Below are 21,458 nucleotides of genomic sequence, written 5' to 3'. Positions count from 1 at the left end.
CAAAAGGTAAGGCACTTTATGGAAACCGCTAGCCCATTCCCCGGCGGTAAACATGGACTGGCAAAAGTGTAGCGGTATTAGGCGCAGCTATTTAGGGGATGTTAATTCGTTTCTCGCTTCAAGCGAGACCGTATTCCAGCCAGATAGGCGAGGTACACCTGTCGTTGTTTTGTCAAAAATCGGCGGTTCCGTGATAATCCGTAGTGCGGATTATGTGTATTTGCTCAAACGTTACCGGAAGAAAATTCCTCAAGTGAGAAATTAATAAAAGCCCGAATTTTGGGTGTCATTCTTTTATTCCTGAGATATAACAGCCATACCTGCCTTTCTCTTATGTGCCATCCCTGAAACAGACGTACCAGTCTCCCTGAGATTATGTCCTCCGACAGAAGTATTTCTGGCTGCATAACAATACCAAGTCCCGATCGGGCCGCCATCCGCAGCGCCTGCCCATTGTTAACAGTCAATTTACTCTCTACAGGAATTTCAACTTTCTCTTCACCTCTGCTCAGCTTCCATGGTGAACGGGATGACGTAGAGAGAGAAAGCAGCTGATGCCCGATAAGTTCAGAAGGATGTTCAGGGGTTCCATATACATTCAGGTAGTTCGGTGATGCACAAACTGCCATACGATATGGCATTAATGGTCTGCCAATCATACTGCTGTCATCAAGTTCCCCAATCCTGAAAGCAATGTCTATCCCTTCATCAACCAGATCAATGACGCTGTCAGTCAGAGTAATCTCGATTTCAACATCCGGTGCCATTTTCCTGTAACGCTGCAGTGCGGGTATGAGACATTCTGTGCCGAAAGATACCGCAGCGGTTAGCCTCAGTTTTCCACCAAAGGAATGCTGCAATCCTTCTGCCTGTGTTTCGGATATAGCAACTCTTTCCAGTATGTCATGGCACTGTTCAAGATAACTTCTCCCGAAATCGGTCAGCTTCTGCCTGCGCGTTGTCCGATTCAGCAGCCGCATTCCCAGCCGATCTTCCAGTGCCGCTATATGCTGGCCCACCATTGCCGGGGTAATGTGCAGCTTTCTTGAAGCAGCACTCATTGATCCGGCTTTGGCCACTTCGGCAAAAACAGTCATCGCCCGGAAAAGATCCATTCGATACCTTTACTTTAAAGTTATTAAATTTATAGGCCAATTATCTTTAAAAAAGTATTTTATTACCATCCCTGATGCGCTTCACTACATCCGGAGAAATTATGAATAAATTACGTTTCGTGGACAAAACTGTTGTTGTTACAGGAGCCGGTAGCGGCATGGGACGGGCGGCGGCAATAAGGCTCGCATCAGAAGGTGCAAAGGTAATGCTCCTTGGCCGACAGTCGGGGATACTCGAAGAAGTACGGGATGAAATAAAACATACCGGTGGTTTTGCTGAGGTTTTCCCCTGTGATATCAGAAATGAAAGCCAGGTAAAAGAGACCTTTACACAGATGGGTTCTGTTTTCCGGCATGTGGATGCTTTGTTTGCGAATGCAGGATATCTGGGCGGTTTTAAACCACTGGGTGAAGCCGAAGTAGCAGATTTCAGTGAGCCACTGGAAACTAATCTCAAAGGAACATTTCTGACAATCCGTCATTGTCTGCCCCTGATAAATAAAGGCGCTATTCTGATCAATGCTTCCTGGACCACGGGGGGGTAATGCCCGGAGCCGGGATTTATGCAGCAACTAAATCAGCGTTGCTTGCAATAATGCGCACACTGGCCGTGGAATGTGGTCCCCGGGGCATAAGAGTTAATGCTGTTAGCCCCGGGGTCATTCTCACGCCAATGGCAGCCTCAGCATTACCCAAAGATACAGTTAATGCACTCGCTTCACGTTCATTATTACAACGCAATGGTGTTCCTGATGACATTTCTGGCACAGTGGCATGGCTACTTTCTGATGATGCCAGCTATGTTACAGGACAGGAAATTATGGTGGATGGCTGTTTTAACATAGGTGGAATGAGGCAATAGGTTTTAGATCAGGGCCATGTGATTAAGGGCATTTTTATCACATGGTCGCTGGTGATCACTCCGATTTCTCCCCCGGGGGCGGGACAACGCGCCGTAAGTGCAGGCTTCGTACATCACCCCCGTACACCTTTAGCCTTTCTGTAAGTTCCTGGCGACATCTTAAAGCTGCGGGTAAAAAGTCGGTTAAAACTCTGCTGCGAATCAAATCCGTACTTTACCGAAATATCGACGATTCGCTCTTGGGTGTTTTTGAGATCTTGTGCCGCCAGCTGTAATTTTCTGATTCTGATGTAATGGCCTATGCTTTCGCCTTTATAATATAAAAAAATTCTCTGGAAGTGCCATTTGGAATAACCAGAATAGCGAGCAACATCCTCTATTCGTAATCGTCGGTGAATATTGTTATCGATCCACCCGGAGATGGTTTCAATGACTTTGGCGGAAATTTTCATGCTCTTATCTCTCTCTGTTAGTAAATGATTATTTATGCGTTGAACGCAGCAGTAGCGACTTAATGAAATTTCTAAGATGGCAGGATAAAAAATAATGATTAAGATTTTTTGTTTTATCTGTATTACAACGTTTGATGTTGTTTTTATATAAGGGTGATTTAGTGTGATGTTTTGAATGTATGCTTTTAACGTGGGTATTATTACAGGCGTTAAAATCACCCTTTGCATACAGGCACGCTTTAATATCATGGATTCCCGTTGAGGAGGGAAATGCCACGAAGATGAAAATCACAATAAGTGCGATCTTCATAATTGAACTTCGGCCTGCTGTTTTAATGAATACACGATGGCATAAGCGATCAGAAAGTATAATTGATGGCAAGCGTGCCGCTTGTGCCGTCTTTTCTCATAACGATGGGGCTGTTGGAAGCCTTTTTATCAAGCCAGGCATAGCTCAGACTAAACAAGCCTCCCCAGTGCTCGCTGAACTGATGGGTCAGCGTCAGGCTGGTATCCGTGCCGTAAAACCCGCCGGCGCTGTTGTAGCGCGAGAAACCTGAACGGCTGTGCTGCTGTTCATTGACCCCATACCAGGTATTCATGTAACGAGCATCACCGAATAACGCGCTGGCTTGAAATGTCAGCGTATTATCTTCGTTCATAATAGGAATATAATTAATTGATGTGGAATAAGATACGCCCTGGCCATCGTTTAACGGCAGCGTTGTTTTACCTTCAAAAACCAGCCAGGGGGCGGCTGCCCATCCCAACGCTATACCCGAATTGACCGTGGAAGAAATATCCCCCATACCTTTAAGTTTATTTGAGCCTTTTCGCCAACCAGAGTTTTTATCCGTGCGACCTGAATCGTAACCCAGGGTTGGCTCTATATATAAACCTTTGTCGCTTTGAAGGTGAATCCCAAAGCCATTCATAGAATCAAAAAAGATATTGTTCCTCTGAATATGCATCAATGGGATAACACTGGTGCTTTGTTCATTAGCTCCGCTGTATCGTGGCGAGGATATAGCACCAAGGCCAAAGGTCGTCACGGTTTCATCAGAATTAAATTCGCTTGCATACGCAGATGAAATACCGGAGATTATCAGCGGCGTGATTAGGTATTTTATGCTTTTCTTCGTTAACATTATGATTCTCATCGTCAGGTGTTTATATTTTTGTGCATACTTAACTCAGTCAGTAAAAGGATTATGCTGGGGGCTTATCAATGAACAACCAGGGATTTGTGAAGAAACTGTCAAGGTAACATTTAATGAAAAATAAACGGGTCCTGGTGATTGAAGACGACGCCGACGCGGCAAATGTGTTAGAGGCCTATCTTAAACGCGAAGGCTATAGCGTTTCGGTGGCAGGGGATGGCCTGGCGGGTATGAATACGGTGGTCACCTGGAAGCCCGATCTTATTTTGCTGGACGTCATGCTCCCCGGGATGAACGGCACGGAAATTCTTGCGGCCGTCAGGCGAAAGGGCAATACCCCGGTCATCATGATCACCGCCATGGGCGAGCCTTATGACAAGATCGGCGCTTTGCGCTACGGCGCCGATGACTATGTGGTCAAGCCTTACAATCCCGGCGAAGTCATGGCCAGGGTACAGGCCGTGCTCAGGCGCAGTCAGGCCAACCAACTCCCCGCAGAAGATATTTTACGTTGGGGTGCACTGGAGGTTGATGTTACCAATATGGTGGCACAGGCTTTACCTGAGGGAGCTCCCCCGTTACGCCTGGATTTAACGCTAACCGAGTTTTCTATTTTGAAAACGCTAATGCGTGCTCCGACGAGGCCGCTCAGCCGCCAGTTTTTGCTCGAAGAGTGCCTCCCGGAAAGTGACGCTCTGGAGCGAGTGGTGGACACGCATGTCTATAACTTAAGGAAAAAGCTTGAGGCAGCGGGAATCGATAATCTCATTCTGAACGTGCGCGGCATTGGCTACAGGTTCTGCAAACCATGAACAACAAAAAGAGCAAATCGCTCCTGGTGTGGATATCGATTCGTATCATCGTGGTGGCCGTCAGCGTCCTGTTTTTCATCGTGCTGGCGATGTGGAGCATCTACGCGGTGCAGTATTACTGGGTTGTGCACCACATGTCGCCTGCCGCTTACCAGGAGTTTCTGACGCTGCGGGCGAACCCTGATTTAGACATTGTTCGTTTCCATCAAATTGTGGACGCTCGCTGGGGAATTGAATACAGCACGCCTTCCATCAGCTCTCTCAACTGGGGCTGGCTGTTCATCTTTATTTCGATGGCGACCCCGTTTGTGATTGTCAGCTGTTTACGAGCCACGCGCCCGCTTGCCGCGCAGTTTCGCAGCCTGACGGACGTCGCGGAGATAGTGGCCCAGGGGGATTTCAATCAACAGGCGAAACGTGTAGATGAATGCCCGGCGGAGGTGACTCGCTTTGCCAGCAACTTCAATAAAATGATCAGCCAGCTGGCGCTGTACGAGCGGGAACTGAAGGCCGCGCACGTAGCGGCTGCACATGAACTACGTTCACCGCTCACCGCCGCGATGGGACGACTGCAGGGCATGATCGATCATGTGTTTCCGGCGGATGAAAAACAGCTGAATATGGTGATGACCCAGCTAAAAAACCTCAGTCACCTGACCGATGATTTGCATTTCCTTTCCCTGGCGAGCGCGGGGCAGCTCTCGCTCCAGCACGGCGTATTTTCGCTTTCTGAAGTCCTGAACGAGCGGCTAGCATGGCTAAAACCCCAGCTGGAAGCGGCCGGGATGTCGGTCGCCGTTGAGGCGGAGGATGAATTCTATTACACAGGGGATGAAGCTCGCCTGGGGCAGGTCTTCACCATTATCATTGAGAACATGCTTCGCTATTGCAGCAGGGGCGATCGCATGTCCATTTGTTTTCGTCATCTTGACCAGTGCATTGAAATCCAGTTTCTTGATACCGGGCCGGGCGTCGCCGGGGATTATCTGCCTCATATTTTTGAGCGTTTCACCCGTGGAGAACGTTCGCGGGCAAGAGATTCAGGCGGTAGCGGGCTTGGGCTTTCTATTGCCAGAGAAATCTGCCACGCGCACCACGGGGATATCCACGCCAGCCTGCCAGCGGAAGGCGGGTTGCTGATGACGATTAATTTGCCGGTGCCGCTCAGCGAAGATGAAACCTGACTTACTCGTACCACGCCGGTGCCAGGGTAAACTGCGGCCAGACATCGGGATCGTGGCCGGGAATCAGCCTTGTCCCGTTGCACTCGGTCAGGTGCCTCAATTTTGCCACCGAACGCGCCGCGTCGCTGGCTGAGGTCATCAAGCCCGGAAGCGCACGGTCATAAACATGATCCAGCGTATAGGCCGCATCAATCGCCAGCATGAAGGTCTGGCCGCTGGTGAGCGTCACCAGAAACGACTGATGCCCCGGCGAATGTCCCGGGGTCGAAATGCAGCGCAGCGCCCCGTCGCCGTACAAATCAAAACCGTCCTCATCCAGCAACTGCCAGTTCAGATTCGGGCGGGCAAAATCCTTGCGGCAATAGGCGCCTGCGGTGAACCAGTCCGGCTGAAAGGCATAGTTGTATTCCTGCCGTTGCACGATATGCAATGCATTTGGGAAGCGCCCAATCGCGCCGGTGTGGTCAGAGTGCAGGTGGGAAAGCAATACATAGCGAATCTCTTCCGGCTGAATGCCCAGCGCACGGAGCTGAGCCACACATCCCTGTTCTTCGGTCATTAACGGCTGGTAATGTTCGACTGCATTTCCCCAATATGCCAGAGGATCGGCCAGGCCTTCCGCCGCCAGCCCGCCGTCAATAATCGTGTGGCCTTGAGGATGAGTCAGAAGAAACCAGGGGACAGGGATTTCATAGTGTCTTCCTTCACCCTGATTCATCCTGATATCGTGATACTTACAGCGTTGAGTGCCGGACTGGAAAAGATAAAGTCTGATTTCTGTCATGATGATATTCCTGATTAATAAGGGCTGAAAAGGGGCTATAAGCACCACAAGGCATCAGTTTTATCTAAATCGTACTGGCGCAGTAGGTCTCAACCGCTACTTTCATCTATCGGATTAACCGATATACTCAATGCATGGATCTTTTGGCGGCAATGCGCATCTATGTGCGGGTGGTGGAGCGGGGCAGTATGTCCGCCGCCGCGCGCGATATCGGCATCGGACAGCCGGCGGTGAGTGAGAGGATAGAGCGGCTGGAAGCTCACCTTGGCACCCGTCTGCTGCGGCGAAACACGCGCCGAATGTCCCTGACCGACAGTGGAGCGCTATTCTATGAACGCAGTAAAGTGGTGATCTCTGCGGCAGACCTTGCGCTGGCAGTTGTGGATGAGCGAACTGGACTAAAAGGGCTGATTCGCATCGCTGCACCTTATGGGGCGGGTGAAGAAGTCCTGATGCCTGCCTTGTTAAAGCTGAGAGCAAAACACCCGGAACTGAATATTGAACTGGTCCTGAACGATCGCGTCGTCGATCCGGTGACGGAGGGCGTTGATATTTCACTCAGGCTTGGTGATCCGGGTGAGGGCAATTTTGTGGCGTATCCGCTGGGTAATATGCGGCGGGTGCTGGTGGCTTCACCAGATTATCTGGCGCGAAATGGCACGCCAGCTTCCCCCGACGACCTGATTCACCATGCTTTTGCGCGGGTATCCGGCCTGTTTAACGACAGCCGTCTGCCGCTTATTTCGCAACATAACCAGATTGTTAGCGCCCGGCTGAACGTGGTGTTCAGCGCCAATCACTGGCGGCCGCTCTACACGTTTCTAATGGCAGGTGAAGCGCTCGGCGTGCTGCAGTATCAAGTGTGCCAACAAGCGCTGAAAAACGACCAGCTTGTCGCGCTACTGCCGGAATACACCGTGCCACCGTTTACCGCGTTTTTGCTGTATCCACCAATAAATAAAGCCTCCCGCGAAGTCAGCGCCTGCGTTGCATTTCTGAAAGAGATGCTCGCGGAGACGTTTCGGGAGGCTCTTGCGTAACCTCTCAGGCCACAAACGCGGGGGGATCAAACGCGGTAATCGGCGGGAGAGCTTCTTGCCAAAGCTCGATTTCTACCCGGCAGCTTTGGGCGCTGCAACCCTGACCCAGGCGCGAAGAGCCGCGATCCTCGGTCAGCACATTCGGATTGCCGTGTTTATCTAAAGAGCCCGGCGTGGAAGGATCCATTGGGTCATACCAGGCCCCGGTTGAGATCTGAACCACCCCCGGCAGGATCTGATCGCTGATATGAACACCGGCCAGAATGGCCCCCCGGCCATTAAAGACTCTTACCACTTTCCCTTCCTGGATCCCGCGTTTGTGCGCATCAGTCGGGTGTATCCACAGCGGCTCTCGCCCCTGAATTTTAGTGGCCCGGCTCACGCTGCCGTGGTCGTACTGGCTGTGTAGCCGGGTGCGTGGCTGGCTGGAAAGCAGGTGCAAAGGCCATTGCATGGCCTGCAGTTGCTGATAAGCGGCCTCTTCTTCATCCCAGAAGGGAAAGCCCGGGCACTCCCGGTAGCCGAACCCGGCCACGGTTTCTGAATAAAGCTCAATTTTTCCCGACGGCGTGGACAGCGGGAATTGTTGCGGATCTGCTCGGAAATCGGCCAGAAAAACTTGTGGCTTAGCGGGCGGCGTGAACTCCAGTTTTCCCTTCTCCCAGAAGGCGTCAAAAGTGGGAAGCTCTACGCCGTCTTCCTGCGCTCTCTCCCGTGAAGATTCATACAGATGCGGCAACCAGTCGGCGGCGGTCCTCCCTTCGCTGAAGGCCTCGTAAAAGCCCAGTTTTTTCGCGAGCGCGCAGAAAATAGTGTAGTCATCCTGCGCTTCCGCGAGGGCCGGGATCTGCTGGCGCATGGCAATCATAAAGCCATCATGGCTACCGCTGCCGATATCGTCGCGTTCAAGAGATGTTGTCACCGGCAACACAATGTCGGAAAACTTCGCCTGCGCCGTCCAGTACTGCTCGTGGGCAACGATGGTTTCCGGCCGACGCCAGGCTTCAACGAGGCGGTTAAGATCCTGATGATGATGGAAAGCGTTGCCGCCAGCCCAATAGACGAGGCGAATATCGGGATAGTGGCAGAGCTTGCCATCAAATTCATATTCACCGCCGGGATGTAACAACATGTCCGACAGGCGAGCCACGGGAATAGCCGTTTTTATCTTGTTTTCTCCTGCGGGAAGGCGAGGCCCGGAAAAAGGCACGCGCGCAGCACCTGCAAGGTTGGTACAGGCATAGCCGAAAGCCAAACCTCCACCAGGCGTGCCTATCTGGCCGAGAAGAGAAGTCAGCGCCACGGTTGCCCAGTACGCCTGTTCTCCCTGGCGAGCACGCTGAATGGACCAGGAAATATTGATCATAGTGCGCTTGCCCGCCATGGTACGCGCGAGCGTTAAGATTTGTTCGGCATCAATGCCGGTGATATCTGCCGCCCAGTCAGCGGTTTTAGGCACGCCGTCGTGTTCGCCGAAAAGATAGCGGCACAGTTGTTCGAAGCCAACGGTATGGCTATGGATAAAGGCTGCATCGTGCAGGGACTCTGCAATCAATGTATGGCAAAGCGCCAGCAGCAGTGCGGTATCGGTGCCGGGGCGAATCGCCAGCCAGCGGGCGCTTTCTACGGCGCTGAGATCGTTTTGTACCGGGCTGATGTTCACGAACTGCACGCCATTTTGCGCCAGACGTTCAAGCCAGTGCTTCAGCATGTGGTCGTTTGCGCCGCCGCCGTTAACCTGAGCATTTCTGAGCGGCAATCCGCCGATGGCCACAAACATCTCACAATGTTCTGCCAGCACGGAGAAATGGGTGTGTTGTTTATGCAGGGGGCTCAGCGGGCCAAGAATATGTGGCAGAATTCTTTCTCCTGCCGCGCTGCTGTAAGTATTGGTACTGGCGGTGTAGCCGCCAAAGCCTTTAAGAAAACGATGCAGCTGGCTTTGGGCATGGTGAAAGCGCCCGGCGCTGGCCCAGCCGTAAGAGCCGCCAAAAATCGCTTCGTTACCACATCGCTCCTGCACCGAGCGGAGATCCCGTGCCAGCAGATCCAACGCCTGTTCCCAGCTCACCTCAACAAACGGCTCTTTCCCTCTGCCTTCGCGTGAGGCTGGGCCATTTTGCAGGTAGCCGAGACGAACCGCCGGGCGACGAATCCGGGTATTCCCGGTGACGGCATCCGCCAGAGACTGGCCGATGCGGGAAGGATTTTTGTCCCATGAGACGGGAGAAACGGCGGCGATACGATCGCCCTCGGTGGTGACCTGATAGGTTCCCCAGTGCATTACCGCCAGCTGATGTTCCGCTTTCATGCTTATACCATGCGTTTTCAATAGGGCTGATGCGGCATCATACGGGGAGGTGGGAACAAAGAGGAAATTCATCCGGCGATGAAAAATAAGGCAAATTGGTCGAACTTTAGCGAATACTGTTTCATTTATATTAGTCGACAGAATTTATAATTAACTGTCGAGAATATATCATCGTTTAATTTTATTTTAAGGGGTTTGGTTTTCACGCTAAAATAATTAACCCGTGATTTTAATGTGGTTGAATTATTTTCTTGTTGTCTGTTTTACATGTGTTTTTTTCATGTTTGTTTACCTCATTCTAAAGTGACTTAATGACATGGCTGTGAAAGTATAAGATATATCTATTTTTTATTTTGGCTTGATAATGCTTGTTGTCATGCTGTCGCTTAATGGTCTTTTTTTTGCCGGAGGCCAGGGCGCTCGCGACATTTATTGCCTCAAATAAGTGTAGCGGAATAAGCCTTAGCTGCCAGGCTGAAACCCGGATCATCAGGCGTAAGTGTGAATAATAACTACAGGATAACTATAGCAATGAAGGGTAAAAAAAGACTTCTGTCTGCCGCCGTAGGCCTGGTGTCGCTGGCATCAGGTGCTGCTTTCGCCGCAGACACGCTCTCATTACAGGGGAAAACAATCGGGGTCGCCGTCGTAGGAACTCAGCACTTCTGGGATCGCGAAGCCTATAAGGGCGCGACCGAAGAAGTGGAAAAACTGGGCGGCAAGGTTATCGGCGTTGATGGTGGCAGGGACAACCAGGTTCATGCCAATAACCACGATATCCTGCTGTCCCGTAAGGTGGATGCCGTAATCAGTATTTTGGGCGACAGTGCCGTTGAGCCTAAATTTAAAGCATTGCGCGATGCCGGTATTCCGGTTTTTACCGTTGACCATGTTTCTCAGTATTCCGTGAATAACACGACATCTGACAACTACACTTTGGGCTCAACCATTGGTCGTTATATGGCTGATGCGCTTGGCGGCAAAGGTAATGTCGCGGTATTTAATGCCTTCTCTAATTCATTACGTATTTGCGGCATACGTTATGACCAATGGAAATATGTCCTGAAGGACTACCCGGACATTAAAATTATTCAACCGGAGCTGGCAGAACAATTCGCTAACTCGCCGGAGGATGCCCGTAAGAAAACCCTCGAATTACTTAGTCAGTATCCGAAAGGCAAGCTGGACGCTATCCATGTTGCCTGCTGGGACCAGCCGGCCATCGGTATCGTACAGGCGCTGGAAGAGACCGGGCGTGATAAAGATGTGAAGGTCACCGCCATCGACGCAGGCCCGGAAACGCTGGAAATCATGGCGGAAAAAGACAGCCCGCTGGTGGCCAACGTTGCCCAGCAGCCTCATCTGATTGGCCAGACGTCTGCCGAAAACGTGGCGCGTTACTTCGCAGGGCAGAAGCTGCCAATTCAGACCTTTATCCCGGTTATCCCGGTGAAAGGCCCGGATGAAGCCAAAGCCGTGTACAAAAAACTGGGTTACGGTGAGCTGAAGTAGTGAACGCGACAAAAACGCAGCGCGGTCTGGTGATGGACCGCATCAGTAAACGATTTGCCAATGTGACCGCGTTAAACGCGGTCACGCTGACGATAGGCCCTGGCGAAATTCATGGGCTTATCGGTGAAAACGGCGCGGGCAAATCTACCTTAATTAAAATTCTTGCTGGGGTTTACCAGGCTGATGGCGGCGAGGCCACGCTTGACGGCGTCCCGCTTCCGCTTGGTAAGCCTGCGGCGATTGAGGCCCAAGGAATACGCGTTATCCATCAGGAACTCAATCTAATCCCACACTTTACCGTTGCCGAGTCGGTGTTTCTGGGGCAGGAATATCGCCGGGTGGGTGGGCTGTTGGACAGCCGCCGTATGCGAGAGGCGGCGAGAGACTTTTTCCTCCGCACCTGGCAACTGGATCTCGACCCAGACCGTCTGATCAGGCAACTGAGCCTGGCCGAGCGTAAGCTGGTGCAAATCGCCAGGGCGCTGATTGACGGCGCGGCAAAGCTGGTGGTCTTCGACGAACCTACGGCACCGCTAGAAGCTCACGAAGCGAGCCTGGTGTCTGACGCGATCCTGCGCCTCAAGGAGCAGGGCATCGCGATTCTGTACATCTCCCACTATCTCAACGAAATCGCTGCGCTGTGTGATGCAGGCACCGTGCTGCGCAACGGGGAAGTCGTGGGCTACCCGGATCGCGACCTGCTGCAGAATACTGATGTCGTCATTCATATGATGGTCGGCAGAGAAATTGACCGACTTTATACCCCTCGTCAGCACGAGGCTGATGCCACGGCTGGAGAAACACCGCTGCTTGAAGTGCGTTCGCTGTCTGACGGGCAGCAGTTGCAGGACATTAGCTTTGAAATCCGCAAAGGTGAAATTGTCGGCGTGGCGGGGCTTCTGGGCGCCGGGAGGGACGTGCTGGTGGATACGCTTTACGGACTGAACACGGCGAAAAAGGGCGAGATCGTCATAGACGGGCGCTCCCGCCGTATTCGCTCCCCGCGGCAGGCTATCCGGGCCGGTATGGCGCTTGTACCTCGTGACCGCCGCCATCAGGGGCTGATCCTGCCATTTTCGGCGGCCGATAATATCAACCTTGCGTCGCTGCCGGACACGGCAACGTTGGGCTGGGAGCACCGCTCCCGGGCGCTGCAAAAAGCCCAGGACTGGATTGCGCGGCTGAGTATTCGTCCTGCACTCCCGGCGCTGCCCGTGCGCTTTATGAGCGGAGGGAATCAGCAAAAGGTGATTCTTGCCCGCTGGCTCGGAACTGACGCCCGCCTGTTTATTCTTGATGAGCCCACGCTCGGCGTCGATATCGGCGCACGCAGTGATATCTATCAGCGCACCCGACAACTTGCCGAACAGGGGCGTTCGGTGCTGGTTTCTTCCAGCGACGCAACCGAACTGCTGGGCCTGTGCGACCGCATTCTGGTGATGTGGCGCGGGAAACTGGTGGCGAACTTGCCCACTCAGGGACTGACGCTTGACGCGCTACTGGCAACGATTAACGGTGGGCAGGAGCATGCAGCATGATGACTGAAATTCGTCGTTTTGGGGCAGGTCGCTCCGTTGCGTTGTTTGAAAAATTCCCGCTGCTGCTGTTTATTGGCCTGCTGGTCTGGTTAAGCATTCAATCGCCGTGGTTCCTTAGCTGGCAGAACATTAGCCTGATGCTGGTGCAAAGCGTGCCGCTGGCAATCCTGAGTTTTGGCCTTGTTTGCGTGATTGCTGCCGGAGGAGATGACGTCGTTTCCGGCGGGATCGATCTTTCCCTCCCGGCCATCGCCGTGTTCGGCGTGGCGCTGTTAAGCCTGGGCATGAGCGAGTGGCTGACGCCGTGGCCGCTGCTACTGCTGCTGGTGGCAGCGCTGAGTCTGCTGTGCGGAGGCATCAATGCGCTGTTAGTACTGATCGCCGGGCTGCCCCCACTGCTGGCGACGCTCTCAACTTCGGTGGCCTTTACCGGCCTGACCGATCTGCTGACCGGGCAGCGCCGGATTAGCGTCAGCGACCCGCTGATGGTGGCGTTTCGCGACGGCAGCGTGCTGGGCATCCCTTATGCGCTGATTTATCTGCTGCTGGTCTTCGTGGGCTTCCAGCTTTTGCTGCATCACACCCGTTTTGGCCAGCATTTGCAGGCGACGGGGGGCAGCAAAGACATGGCGCAGATGTCCGGGCTTAACGTGCGCCGTCTTATCCTCGCGTCCTGGCTTATTGCCGCCGTTGCGGCCGGGCTGGCGGTCTTCCCGCTGCTGGCGCAGGGGTCGGGCAGTTCCAGCGGAACCGCTACGCCTTTACTGATGGAGACGGTGCTGGCGACCTTCCTTGGCGCAGCATTTTCACGCCGCCGGGTAGTCACCGTTTGGGGGGCATTACTGGGCGCTATCCTGGTCAACGCTTTGTCTAACGGCCTGGGGCTGCTGGGGGTGAATATTTTCTGGGTGGGGGCCATTAAAGGCGTGCTGATTCTCGTGGTGCTTGCGGCTTCAGCCCTGCAGCAGAAAGGAGCCAACAAATAATGAAAGTTTTTTCTGCTCTGGCGGCAACGCTTCCGACCGGTGAGTCCGGGAGAAAACCGCTGGCCTGGCTGTCGCGCGCGGGTTTTGCGCTGGTCACGCTGTTTTTCATCGTCCTGTTTAGCTGGTCAAACCCCGTTTTCCTGACGCTGGATAACTGGAGCAATTTGCTTCAGGGCAGCGCCATTCTGCTGATTGTGGCGCTGGCGATGACGCTGATTGTCAGCGCCGGGGCGATCGATCTCTCCGTCGGCGTGGCTATCGACTTTGGCGCTATGATGGCTTTAATTGCGCTCAAAACCTGGCAGCTTCCCTGGCAGGTGGCAGTACTGTGCGCCCTGTTGGGCGGCGTGGTGATAGGCCTGGTCAACGCTTTTCTTATCCTCGCCTGTCGCATTAAGCCGTTTCTGGCGACGCTAGGCACCTGGTTTATTGCCAGCAGCGCCGAGCGTATTTACACCGACGGCGGCGGGGCGATTTCCTGGCGGCGCATGGCCCCGGAATATCACGATTTAGCCGTGGGTAATGTTGGGGGGATCCCCACGCCGGTGCTTATCGTGCTGGTGGTCTGGCTGGCGGCCTGGCTGCTGACCGAACGGACGCTGTTTGGTAAGCGGGTGCGTGCGATTGGGCAAAACAGTGAAGCCGCGCGTATAGCCGGGATAGCCGATAAGCGAACCCTGTTCTGGGTGCTGATTGCCGCTTCGGCAATGTGTGCTGTGGGCGGTATTATTCTGTCCGCCAACCTGCGGCAGTTCACGCCTCTCGCCGGGCAGTCTTACCTGATGGATGCTATTGCCGCCGTGTTTATCGGCACCGCTTTTCAGCGGCAGGGGCGCGTGAGCATGGGGGGGACGCTTGGCGGCGTGCTGTTCCTCGCGATTATTGATAATGGGCTTAACCTGATGGGGCTGAACTACCTGGTGAAAGATGCGCTGGTGGGCGTGATCCTGGTGGTGGCGCTGGCCGTTTCATTCTGGCAGGCGCGACTGCGCCAGCAGCACCGGTGAGGGCGTTATGAGCAAATTTGACGCTGTTTTTGTGGGCCTGACCATTCTGGACATTGCTGGCCGCCCTGTAGTGGAAATCCCCTCCGGCGGTGGCGTACAGTTTATTGAGCAAATCCGCCTCAACCCGGCGGGAACCGCAGCCGGAGCGTTGGTGAATGCCGCCAAGCTGGGCATTCGCACGTCAACCGTGGCCTGCCTGGGCGAGGACGAAAAAGCTGAATTTATTCTGGGCAGCTATCGCCGGTTGGGGATTAACTGCTCGCTGATCCAGCGCACGTCGCAAAAAGAGACGTCGGCGACGATTTTGCCCATTCGTCCGAACGGCGAGCGGCCTGCGCTGCACTGCCGGGGCGCATCGGATGAGCTGTTCGTCGCTGAGGCCGATTTCGATAAGGTGCTCAACACGCGTTACCTTCACCACGGTGGCACCGGGCTACTTGCGAGTATGGATAGCGGCCAGAGCGCTCGTTTACTGGCTGCGGCGAAAGCGCGGGGTGTCATCACCAGCTTTGATTTAATCGCACCGGATAGCAATACGCTGGCGCTCTTACGCCCGCTGTTGCCTCATGTGGACTATTTTATGCCCGCACTCGAAGAAGCCGCGTTTATCTCCGGGCGACAGGCGCCAGCAGAGATTGCGGATTTCTTCCTGGGGCTGGGCGCAAAATGCTGCATTTTTAAAGACAGCGTGCGCGGCTCCTGGCTATTCAGCCGCGTGAAAACCCGGCATTTCCCGGCCTGGAGCGTGATTGCCAGCGATACCACTGGCTGCGGAGACAGCTATTGCGGCGGGTTTATTGCCGCCCTGGCCAGGGGACTTTCGGAAGATGAAGCCTGCCGGGTCGCGTCTGCGACTGCCGCGCTGGTGGCGACCGGATTAGGCTCCGACGCGGGCGTGGTGAACTGGGAGCATTTGCAGGATTTTATGGCGATAACGCCTTTGCTGGCATAAAAAACGGCCCTTCGGGGCCGTTTTTCTGTTTTAGCGCCAGGCGTACAGTAGCGGCTCACCAGCCGCAAACCGCTGAAGATCGGCGGCAATCATCGCGGTGTGTTTCTGGATACTTTCCCGGGTGGCTCCGGCGATGTGTGGTGTAATGATGACGTTATCCAGCTCGCTGATAAACGGATGGTCACGCCACAGCGGTTCCTGATGGTAAACGTCCAGCGCCGCGCCGCCGAGTGGCCCGTGACGCAAGGCTTCGATGAGATCGGCTTCCACCACCACGGAGGCGCGGGACGTATTGATAAGCTTCGCGCCCGGCTTCATGCTTTGCAGTAGGGACGCGTTGACCAGGCCGTCGCTGTGCGGCCCGCTGCTCAAATGCAGGCTGACAATGTCTGACTCGCGGAACAGAGCTTCGAGCGTGGTTTTATGCAGCCCCGGCTCGTCAATATCTTCGGCGGCGACAAACGGATCCACCACCAAAATATTCATCCCAAAAGCGCGGGCAATGCGCGCCACGCGGCGGCCAATATTGCCATAGCCAATCAGCCCCAGCGTTTTATTGCGTAGTTCACCGCCCTTGAACACTTCATAAGGACTTTCCGGGCTGACGTCCCAGACCACATCTTTGCGCAGGCCAGACTGGGTTTGCTGCTCGCTTTGGCTCTCGCGGGTAAATGCGCCGCGCTTCAGGGCTGCATGGGATTGTGGAATATGGCGCATCAGGCCGAGCATCAGGCCCAGCGTGAGTTCGGCGGCGGCATCGGCGTTACGTCCTGGTGTGTAAAGCACGGTGATATTACGTGCCCGAGCCGCCAGAACATCAATATTTACCGGGTTGGCGCGAGTGCAGGCAATCACTTTCAGCTTAGGACAGCTGTGGATCACTTCGGCGGTGATATCGTCATAGCTGGTGACAATCACCTCGGCATCGTGGGCGAGGTCGATAATCTGTGAGGCCTGAAGTTTAGGTTTACCGATGGCCCAGCCTTCGACAATCAGTTCGCCCAGTTGGCTAAACGGTTCAAGGCTGCCCGCATACTCGGCGGTAAAGACGATTTTCATTGTGCATTATCCTGAGAAAGACGTTGTAAAGCCTGGTGTCTCGCCTGCCACACCGGCTGGAGCTGTTCGCGCAGCAGGCGGAACACCGGGAACAGCGCCCGATAGGCAGCATGAGCCTGAGGCTGGGGCTGATAGCGGGTTTGTTCGATAGCCGGATAGTGTTCCAGCGCGCCTACGCTTCGGGCTGCCAGTAGCGCCGCGCCCCGGGCGCTGAGCTCATTAAAGTGGCTGGAAATAACGGTGCGCCCGGTACAGTCGGCGATAATTTGCAGCCACGTGGCGGAAGCCGCGCCGCCGCCAGTGAGGTAAAGATCGCCCTCGTTGGCATAGCCCGTGAGCGAATCCACAATCGCGTAGGCCAGTCCTTCAAAAACGGCGCGCTGAAGCGCCGCGCGGGACGTGTGCTGGTCGACGCCAAAGAACCCTGCGCGGGCAGTAGGACTGTAAAACGGTGCGCGCTCGCCGTTCAGATAAGGCTGCCAGAAAACGCCCCCGCTGCCCGGCGGAATAGCAGCAATCTCTTTTTCCAGCGCCACCAGGTCCGGCGTCAGCGAAATGTGCTGCTGTAGCCAGTCGATATTGGGCGTCCCGGCCTGCATCGGGAACAGGTTAATAAAGCTGCCCTGTTCGGTATGGGTGACAAAGCGTGTGCCGCTGCTGACGGTTTCGCGCCCGTGGCAAACCACGCCGGTGCAGCAGGTGGTACCGAGAATGGTATAAATATCGCCGTCATGAATGGCCCCACAGCCCAGCGCTGCGCTGCACACATCGAGTGCGCCTGCAGCAACCGGTGTGGCGGGCGGCAGGCCGCAAAGCAGCGCGGCGGCTTCACTCAAGCTACCGACCTGGGCGTCAGGGCGAAGCAGGGGCGGAAAACGTGTTTTCAGGTCGTCGATGCCCAGCGCCTGAAGCGCGAAATCGGAAATCTTACCGCTCGACTGGTTCAGCAGCGAAGCGCTGGTATCAGTCAGCTCAAGGGCGGCGACTTGCGTCAGCCGGAAGCGAATCCAGTCCTTGGCGAAGAAAATATAGTCGGCGGCGGCCAGGCGTTCGGGCTGATTTCGCTTGAGCCAGCAGAGCTGCAGGCTAGTGTTACACGGCTGCAGCTGAGAGCCAGTTTCATCGAACAGCGCTTTGTCGAGTCCCGGCGATTGCAATAATTCGTCCATCAGCGCCCGGCTGCGGGTGTCGCTCCAGAGTATGCCCGGGCCCACGGGATCGCCGTTTTTGTCGCTCAGCCAGACACCTTCCCCCTGGCCCGCCAGGCCGATGGCCTTGAGTTTGCCTTGCTGCAATGCCGGGCTGTCGGCTACTTGCCGTAGCGTACGCACGACGGACAGCCAAAGCTGTTCCATATCCTGTTCGGCAAAGCCCTGTGGGGAAAGTGTGGGAGAGGTGTTTTCCGCCGCGCTGGCGACCGCATGAAAATTGCAGTCAAACAGCACGGCTTTGACCCGCGACGTGCCGATATCAATACCCAGGAAATACTCCATACCTCAAGCCTCACGCTAGCGAACAGACACAGGAAGATAACGGTTAATCGCGCTCGTAAAGGCGGCGCTGCATTTCGCATTCGAACAGGAATTCAAGCCCTTCAAGCTGGCGGCGCGCTTCGGCAACGTCTTTGCCCCAGCAGGTCAGGCCGTGGCCACGCAGCAGGAAACCGTATTTCAGGGGAGCCTGTTCGGCATAATGTGCAATGCGTTGTGCCAGCGCGTCGATATCCTGATCGTTATCGAAGATGGCAATGGGCACCGTGTCCAGGTGCGTCTGCTGGCCGGTCAGGGTTTTTTGCATTTCATAGCCGCTGATGTTCAGCGCAGGGCCTTTCTCAATTCTCGACAGCACGGTGGCGTTCACGGTGTGAACGTGAAGCACGACATTGGCCTCAGGAAACAGACGATAAACCAGCGTGTGCAGCCCGGTTTCGGCGGAGGGTTTACGCCCCGATGGCGCCTGATTAGTGGCAATATCTACCTGCAGGAAATCCTCGCTAGTCAGGCTGCCTTTGTCGCGCCCGGATTCACTCAGCCAGCACCACTCGGCATCCTGACGAATGGACATATTGCCGCCGGTCGCCGGAGCCCAGCCCTTAGCGCCAATCCAATGACAGGTGGTGACCAACTGCGCGAGCCTTTCTTGCCACATACGGTATTCCTCAATGCTTTTTAGTTTAACAGTCTAGCCGTCTAAATGGCTGTTTACATGATGCTATCATTGTGTGAACACTCGGGCAACACTTGCCCGGTTATAAGATATATCGAGCCAGTCAGCGGTTTTTCACCGAGTTTTCTCCTGTGACCGGACGGTTTCGCTTTACGGTTAAACGTCGCTTTGCATAAATTTGTTTTGTTATGTTATAACGTAACAAATTCAAAATAAGACGATGTGCGATATGACGGTCACTCCAATGTTATGCCCCAAAATGCTGCCTGATATTCAGTCACTCAGAAGCCACGAATTCGACACGACTCTGTCCTGGGTCGGCATGGAACAAATCGATCTTCCGGTGGAAGTGGCGGGTCGCCCGCTGACGGCGAAAGTCAACGCCGGGATCAATCTTCTCAGTTCCCCGGAAGCGGAAAAGGGCATTCACATGTCCCGAATCTATCTGCTGCTGGATGAGCTAACTCAGGGCGAAATTACGCCTGGGGTATTGCGCCATTTGCTGGGTGAATTTTTGGTCTCCCACCAGCGCAGCAGCGACCGCGCGAGCGTAGAAATTGCCGGCGAACTGCTGCTGTCGCGCAAATCTTTAACCTCAAATCACTTTGGCTGGAAAGCTTATCCCATCCGCATCCTGGCGGAGCGTGGGGAAGATTTTGCCGTCACGATCCGGGTCGGGATCCCGTATTCATCTACCTGTCCGGCCTCGGCGGCACTGAGTCGCAATCTCGCTCAGCAGCAGTTTCAGCGGGACTTTGGCTCGCGAAAGGATGGCGTGTCTGTCGATGAAATGCTGGCCTGGCTGGGCGAGAAAGGCATGCCAGGTACGCCCCACAGCCAAAGAAGCTGGGCGTGGGTAAGCTGCCAATTGAAGCCGGATGTCGCCACGTTGCCGTTTCTGGCGCTTATCGACCGCTGCGAGGCCGCGCTCGGGACGGCGGTACAAACGGTGGTTAAGCGCAGTGACGAGCAAGCTTTCGCCCAGGCCAACGGCCAAAATTTAATGTTTTGCGAAGACGCCGCTCGCCGCCTGAACAAGGCGATGCTGGACGCCTCTTTTAGCGCCGCTTTTACCCTCCGCGTTGAGCATCAGGAAAGCCTCCATGCCCACAACGCGGTGGCTCGTATTCACTGGACAGGAAATCATCATGCTGCGTAAAAACCCTTCAGGCCATCTGCCGCAGGTCTCTCCCAAAGCGTACATCGACCCCACGGCGGTTATTTGTGGCCGGGTCATTATTCATGACTATGTTTATGTCGGGCCTTACGCGGTGATCCGCGCCGACGAGCTTAACGCCGAAGGTGACATGGATCCTATCGTGATCCATTCCCATTCGAATATTCAGGACGGCGTGGTTATTCACTCGAAAAGTGGAGCACCGGTGACCATTGGCAGCGGCACGTCGATTGCCCACCGGGCGATCGTGCACGGGCCTTGTCGGGTCGACGAGCGGGTGTTTATCGGCTTTAACAGCGTGCTGTTTAACTGCCACGTACAAACTGGCTGCGTCATTCGCTACAACGCGGTGGTGGATGGGGTGACATTGCCGCCGCAAACCTATATTCCGTCCACCGAGCGCGTAGGGCCCGACTCTGATTTAACCCAATATTCTCGGGTTGACCCGGCCTCGGTACAGTTTTCTGAAGAGGTGGCCAATACCAACGTCAAGCTGGTGGAAGGTTACCAGCTGCTGCGCAACGAGTTCTGAGCATGTCTTTTTCATCCGCAGAGCCAGAGTTAAGCGTTTCCCTGCGGGCGATTGCCCGTCCGCAGGGCACAGCCTGGCCGGTGGCGATTCATTTTCAGCTGCGAAAAGGGGAGCGGCTCAGCGTAATTGGGCCAAACGGCAGCGGCAAAACGTCGCTGCTGCGGGCGCTGGGCCAGGAGTTAAAGGCCGAAGGGGAGATAACGCTTGCAGGGCGCGCCTTAAGTAAGCTCCCCCCTCTGATGCGGGCAAAGCTCGTGGCGGTCATGTCGCAAAACGATCTCCCCGATTTGCGTTTGTCCATTGAAGATTATGTCGCCTTAGGCAGGCTCCCGTTTGCCCGGGATATGCCCGAGCCAGAACACCGCTGCATTGTTTGTGGGGCGATGAAAGAGGTTGGTGTGCTCGGGATGCGGCATAAATCGCTGGCCTGCCTGTCCGGCGGGGAAAGACAGCGGGCGATTCTGGCGCGAACGCTGGCGCAAACGTCCCGGCTGCTATTGCTGGACGAACCGACTAATCACCTGGACCTGGCGGCGCGGGAAGAACTGCTGGCGCTGGTCAAAGCTCGTGGCACAACGGTTATCGCCGTCCTGCACGATCTCAACTTAATTGAAGGGTTTGCCGACAAGGTCCTTATTTTGTCGGCGGGGCAACAGCAGGCTTTTAACGTGCCCGATGCGGCGCTGAATACCGAAATCCTTCGTCCTATTTTCGGCCTCGACAGCTTTACCGTCGACCATCCTGGCCAACAAGGCAGACGAGTCCGTTTTTTTGAACCTTCACGCCCACGATAAATTTTCAGGGATCGC

General features: G+C 54.8%; 22 protein-coding genes. 14 read left to right on the top strand and 8 right to left on the bottom strand.

The features are described 5' to 3' along the window. On the top strand, positions 1–72 hold a 72-nt coding region (locus B9Y90_RS27360), incomplete at its 5' end, for a hypothetical protein (RefSeq protein WP_254902722.1). A 152-nt stretch (positions 73–224) separates the two neighbouring features. Here the strand turns inward: B9Y90_RS27360 and B9Y90_RS20720 are convergent. Continuing rightward, on the bottom strand, positions 225–1,115 hold the full coding sequence (locus B9Y90_RS20720; RefSeq protein ID WP_085542394.1) for a LysR family transcriptional regulator: 891 nt from the start codon (positions 1,113–1,115) through the stop codon (positions 225–227). A gap of 101 nt (positions 1,116–1,216) precedes the next feature. On the opposite strand from B9Y90_RS20720, the gene B9Y90_RS27130 reads away from it, so the two are divergent. Then, on the top strand, positions 1,217–1,660 hold the full coding sequence (locus B9Y90_RS27130; RefSeq protein ID WP_217808991.1) for an SDR family oxidoreductase: 444 nt from the start codon (positions 1,217–1,219) through the stop codon (positions 1,658–1,660). Next, the gene (locus B9Y90_RS27125; protein ID WP_217808990.1) at positions 1,660–1,977 is read left to right on the top strand and encodes an SDR family oxidoreductase; all 318 of its coding nucleotides are present in this window, start codon (positions 1,660–1,662) and stop codon (positions 1,975–1,977) included. Before B9Y90_RS27130 ends, B9Y90_RS27125 begins: the two co-directional genes overlap by 1 nt. 113 nt (positions 1,978–2,090) lie before the next feature. Here B9Y90_RS27125 and B9Y90_RS20710 read toward each other — a convergent pair whose 3' ends face one another. Together B9Y90_RS20710 and B9Y90_RS20705 are read right to left on the bottom strand one after the other, a co-directional pair. Continuing rightward, entirely contained in the window at positions 2,091–2,429 is a 339-nt protein-coding gene (locus tag B9Y90_RS20710) for a helix-turn-helix domain-containing protein (RefSeq protein ID WP_085542399.1), read from the bottom strand. Between the two features lie 359 nt (positions 2,430–2,788). Then, positions 2,789–3,577: a MipA/OmpV family protein gene (locus B9Y90_RS20705; RefSeq protein WP_085542393.1), complete on the bottom strand. Its 789-nt coding sequence runs from the start codon at positions 3,575–3,577 to the stop codon at positions 2,789–2,791. 125 nt (positions 3,578–3,702) lie between these two features. On the opposite strand from B9Y90_RS20705, the gene B9Y90_RS20700 reads away from it, so the two are divergent. Together B9Y90_RS20700 and B9Y90_RS20695 are read left to right on the top strand one after the other, a co-directional pair. Beyond that, positions 3,703–4,401 (top strand): response regulator, encoded by a 699-nt coding sequence (locus tag B9Y90_RS20700; protein ID WP_039291636.1) that lies wholly within the window; start codon positions 3,703–3,705, stop codon positions 4,399–4,401. Continuing rightward, positions 4,398–5,585 (top strand): sensor histidine kinase, encoded by a 1,188-nt coding sequence (locus B9Y90_RS20695; protein ID WP_085542392.1) that lies wholly within the window; start codon positions 4,398–4,400, stop codon positions 5,583–5,585. The genes B9Y90_RS20700 and B9Y90_RS20695 overlap by 4 nt, the downstream gene beginning before the upstream one ends. Position 5,586: 1 nt before the next feature. On the opposite strand, the gene attM is transcribed toward B9Y90_RS20695, so the two are convergent. Next, positions 5,587–6,369: an AttM family quorum-quenching N-acyl homoserine lactonase gene (gene attM / locus B9Y90_RS20690; RefSeq protein WP_085542391.1), complete on the bottom strand. Its 783-nt coding sequence runs from the start codon at positions 6,367–6,369 to the stop codon at positions 5,587–5,589. A gap of 152 nt (positions 6,370–6,521) precedes the next feature. Here attM and B9Y90_RS20685 point away from each other — a divergent pair, with 152 nt between their 5' ends. Further along, complete coding sequence (locus tag B9Y90_RS20685; protein ID WP_139827429.1) at positions 6,522–7,409, top strand: LysR family transcriptional regulator; 888 nt, start codon at positions 6,522–6,524, stop codon at positions 7,407–7,409. A gap of 4 nt (positions 7,410–7,413) precedes the next feature. Here B9Y90_RS20685 and B9Y90_RS20680 read toward each other — a convergent pair whose 3' ends face one another. Then, a complete protein-coding gene (locus tag B9Y90_RS20680) occupies positions 7,414–9,720 on the bottom strand; it encodes a molybdopterin-dependent oxidoreductase (protein WP_085542389.1) in 2,307 nt (768 codons plus the stop codon). 531 nt (positions 9,721–10,251) lie between these two features. Between B9Y90_RS20680 and B9Y90_RS20675 the strand changes: the two genes are divergently transcribed. The 5 genes from B9Y90_RS20675 to B9Y90_RS20655 are packed head-to-tail and all read left to right on the top strand — an operon-like array spanning position 10,252 to position 15,715. Next, a complete protein-coding gene (locus tag B9Y90_RS20675) occupies positions 10,252–11,232 on the top strand; it encodes a sugar ABC transporter substrate-binding protein (RefSeq protein ID WP_039291649.1) in 981 nt (326 codons plus the stop codon). A 32-nt stretch (positions 11,233–11,264) separates the two neighbouring features. Then, positions 11,265–12,770: a sugar ABC transporter ATP-binding protein gene (locus B9Y90_RS20670; RefSeq protein ID WP_085542398.1), complete on the top strand. Its 1,506-nt coding sequence runs from the start codon at positions 11,265–11,267 to the stop codon at positions 12,768–12,770. Further along, entirely contained in the window at positions 12,767–13,756 is a 990-nt protein-coding gene (locus B9Y90_RS20665) for an ABC transporter permease (RefSeq protein WP_039291654.1), read from the top strand. Before B9Y90_RS20670 ends, B9Y90_RS20665 begins: the two co-directional genes overlap by 4 nt. Continuing rightward, positions 13,756–14,763, top strand: a complete 1,008-nt coding sequence (locus B9Y90_RS20660) for an ABC transporter permease (RefSeq protein WP_085542388.1) — start codon at positions 13,756–13,758, stop codon at positions 14,761–14,763. The genes B9Y90_RS20665 and B9Y90_RS20660 overlap by 1 nt, the downstream gene beginning before the upstream one ends. A 7-nt stretch (positions 14,764–14,770) precedes the next feature. Then, the gene (locus tag B9Y90_RS20655) at positions 14,771–15,715 is read left to right on the top strand and encodes a carbohydrate kinase family protein (protein ID WP_085542387.1); all 945 of its coding nucleotides are present in this window, start codon (positions 14,771–14,773) and stop codon (positions 15,713–15,715) included. A gap of 30 nt (positions 15,716–15,745) precedes the next feature. On the opposite strand, the gene B9Y90_RS20650 is transcribed toward B9Y90_RS20655, so the two are convergent. From B9Y90_RS20650 to B9Y90_RS20640, 3 genes are read right to left on the bottom strand one after another with little or no spacing between them, the layout of a single operon-like run. Next, positions 15,746–16,774 carry an NAD(P)-dependent oxidoreductase gene (locus tag B9Y90_RS20650; protein WP_085542386.1) on the bottom strand — a complete coding sequence of 343 codons (1,029 nt, stop codon included), beginning with the start codon at positions 16,772–16,774 and terminating at the stop codon, positions 15,746–15,748. Continuing rightward, positions 16,771–18,267, bottom strand: a complete 1,497-nt coding sequence (locus B9Y90_RS20645; protein WP_085542385.1) for an FGGY-family carbohydrate kinase — start codon at positions 18,265–18,267, stop codon at positions 16,771–16,773. The genes B9Y90_RS20650 and B9Y90_RS20645 overlap by 4 nt, the downstream gene beginning before the upstream one ends. 43 nt (positions 18,268–18,310) lie before the next feature. Next, on the bottom strand, positions 18,311–18,922 hold the full coding sequence (locus tag B9Y90_RS20640) for a methylthioribulose 1-phosphate dehydratase (protein ID WP_039291670.1): 612 nt from the start codon (positions 18,920–18,922) through the stop codon (positions 18,311–18,313). A gap of 247 nt (positions 18,923–19,169) precedes the next feature. Between B9Y90_RS20640 and folE2 the strand changes: the two genes are divergently transcribed. From folE2 to B9Y90_RS20625, 3 genes are read left to right on the top strand one after another with little or no spacing between them, the layout of a single operon-like run. Then, complete coding sequence (gene folE2 / locus B9Y90_RS20635) at positions 19,170–20,099, top strand: GTP cyclohydrolase FolE2 (protein ID WP_085542384.1); 930 nt, start codon at positions 19,170–19,172, stop codon at positions 20,097–20,099. Further along, a complete protein-coding gene (locus tag B9Y90_RS20630) occupies positions 20,089–20,649 on the top strand; it encodes an LbetaH domain-containing protein (protein WP_039291676.1) in 561 nt (186 codons plus the stop codon). Before folE2 ends, B9Y90_RS20630 begins: the two co-directional genes overlap by 11 nt. Positions 20,650–20,651: 2 nt before the next feature. Then, entirely contained in the window at positions 20,652–21,443 is a 792-nt protein-coding gene (locus tag B9Y90_RS20625) for an ABC transporter ATP-binding protein (RefSeq protein ID WP_085542383.1), read from the top strand. Positions 21,444–21,458 lie beyond the last annotated feature (15 nt).

The organism is Cedecea sp. NFIX57 (genome assembly GCF_900177785.1).
Lineage (GTDB): Bacteria > Pseudomonadota > Gammaproteobacteria > Enterobacterales > Enterobacteriaceae > Cedecea > Cedecea neteri_C.
This window is presented reverse-complemented; position numbering and strand designations above follow the sequence as displayed.

Excerpts from the sequence above, each read along its gene's own strand:
- B9Y90_RS20630 (WP_039291676.1), top strand. The coding sequence starts at position 20,089 with ATGCTGCGTAAAAACCCTTCAGGCCATCTGCCGCAGGTCTCTCCCAAA.
- B9Y90_RS20650 (WP_085542386.1), bottom strand. The coding sequence starts at position 16,774 with ATGAAAATCGTCTTTACCGCCGAGTATGCGGGCAGCCTTGAACCGTTT.
- B9Y90_RS20720 (WP_085542394.1), bottom strand. The coding sequence starts at position 1,115 with ATGGATCTTTTCCGGGCGATGACTGTTTTTGCCGAAGTGGCCAAAGCC.
- B9Y90_RS20670 (WP_085542398.1), top strand. The coding sequence starts at position 11,265 with ATGGACCGCATCAGTAAACGATTTGCCAATGTGACCGCGTTAAACGCG.
- B9Y90_RS20675 (WP_039291649.1), top strand. The coding sequence starts at position 10,252 with ATGAAGGGTAAAAAAAGACTTCTGTCTGCCGCCGTAGGCCTGGTGTCG.
- B9Y90_RS20645 (WP_085542385.1), bottom strand. The coding sequence starts at position 18,267 with ATGGAGTATTTCCTGGGTATTGATATCGGCACGTCGCGGGTCAAAGCC.
- B9Y90_RS20695 (WP_085542392.1), top strand. The coding sequence starts at position 4,398 with ATGAACAACAAAAAGAGCAAATCGCTCCTGGTGTGGATATCGATTCGT.
- attM (WP_085542391.1), bottom strand. The coding sequence starts at position 6,369 with ATGACAGAAATCAGACTTTATCTTTTCCAGTCCGGCACTCAACGCTGT.
- B9Y90_RS20710 (WP_085542399.1), bottom strand. The coding sequence starts at position 2,429 with ATGAAAATTTCCGCCAAAGTCATTGAAACCATCTCCGGGTGGATCGAT.
- folE2 (WP_085542384.1), top strand. The coding sequence starts at position 19,170 with ATGACGGTCACTCCAATGTTATGCCCCAAAATGCTGCCTGATATTCAG.
- B9Y90_RS20705 (WP_085542393.1), bottom strand. The coding sequence starts at position 3,577 with ATGTTAACGAAGAAAAGCATAAAATACCTAATCACGCCGCTGATAATC.
- B9Y90_RS20700 (WP_039291636.1), top strand. The coding sequence starts at position 3,703 with ATGAAAAATAAACGGGTCCTGGTGATTGAAGACGACGCCGACGCGGCA.
- B9Y90_RS20665 (WP_039291654.1), top strand. The coding sequence starts at position 12,767 with ATGATGACTGAAATTCGTCGTTTTGGGGCAGGTCGCTCCGTTGCGTTG.
- B9Y90_RS27125 (WP_217808990.1), top strand. The coding sequence starts at position 1,660 with ATGCCCGGAGCCGGGATTTATGCAGCAACTAAATCAGCGTTGCTTGCA.
- B9Y90_RS20655 (WP_085542387.1), top strand. The coding sequence starts at position 14,771 with ATGAGCAAATTTGACGCTGTTTTTGTGGGCCTGACCATTCTGGACATT.
- B9Y90_RS20685 (WP_139827429.1), top strand. The coding sequence starts at position 6,522 with ATGCGCATCTATGTGCGGGTGGTGGAGCGGGGCAGTATGTCCGCCGCC.
- B9Y90_RS20680 (WP_085542389.1), bottom strand. The coding sequence starts at position 9,720 with ATGAAAGCGGAACATCAGCTGGCGGTAATGCACTGGGGAACCTATCAG.
- B9Y90_RS20640 (WP_039291670.1), bottom strand. The coding sequence starts at position 18,922 with ATGTGGCAAGAAAGGCTCGCGCAGTTGGTCACCACCTGTCATTGGATT.
- B9Y90_RS20660 (WP_085542388.1), top strand. The coding sequence starts at position 13,756 with ATGAAAGTTTTTTCTGCTCTGGCGGCAACGCTTCCGACCGGTGAGTCC.
- B9Y90_RS20625 (WP_085542383.1), top strand. The coding sequence starts at position 20,652 with ATGTCTTTTTCATCCGCAGAGCCAGAGTTAAGCGTTTCCCTGCGGGCG.
- B9Y90_RS27130 (WP_217808991.1), top strand. The coding sequence starts at position 1,217 with ATGAATAAATTACGTTTCGTGGACAAAACTGTTGTTGTTACAGGAGCC.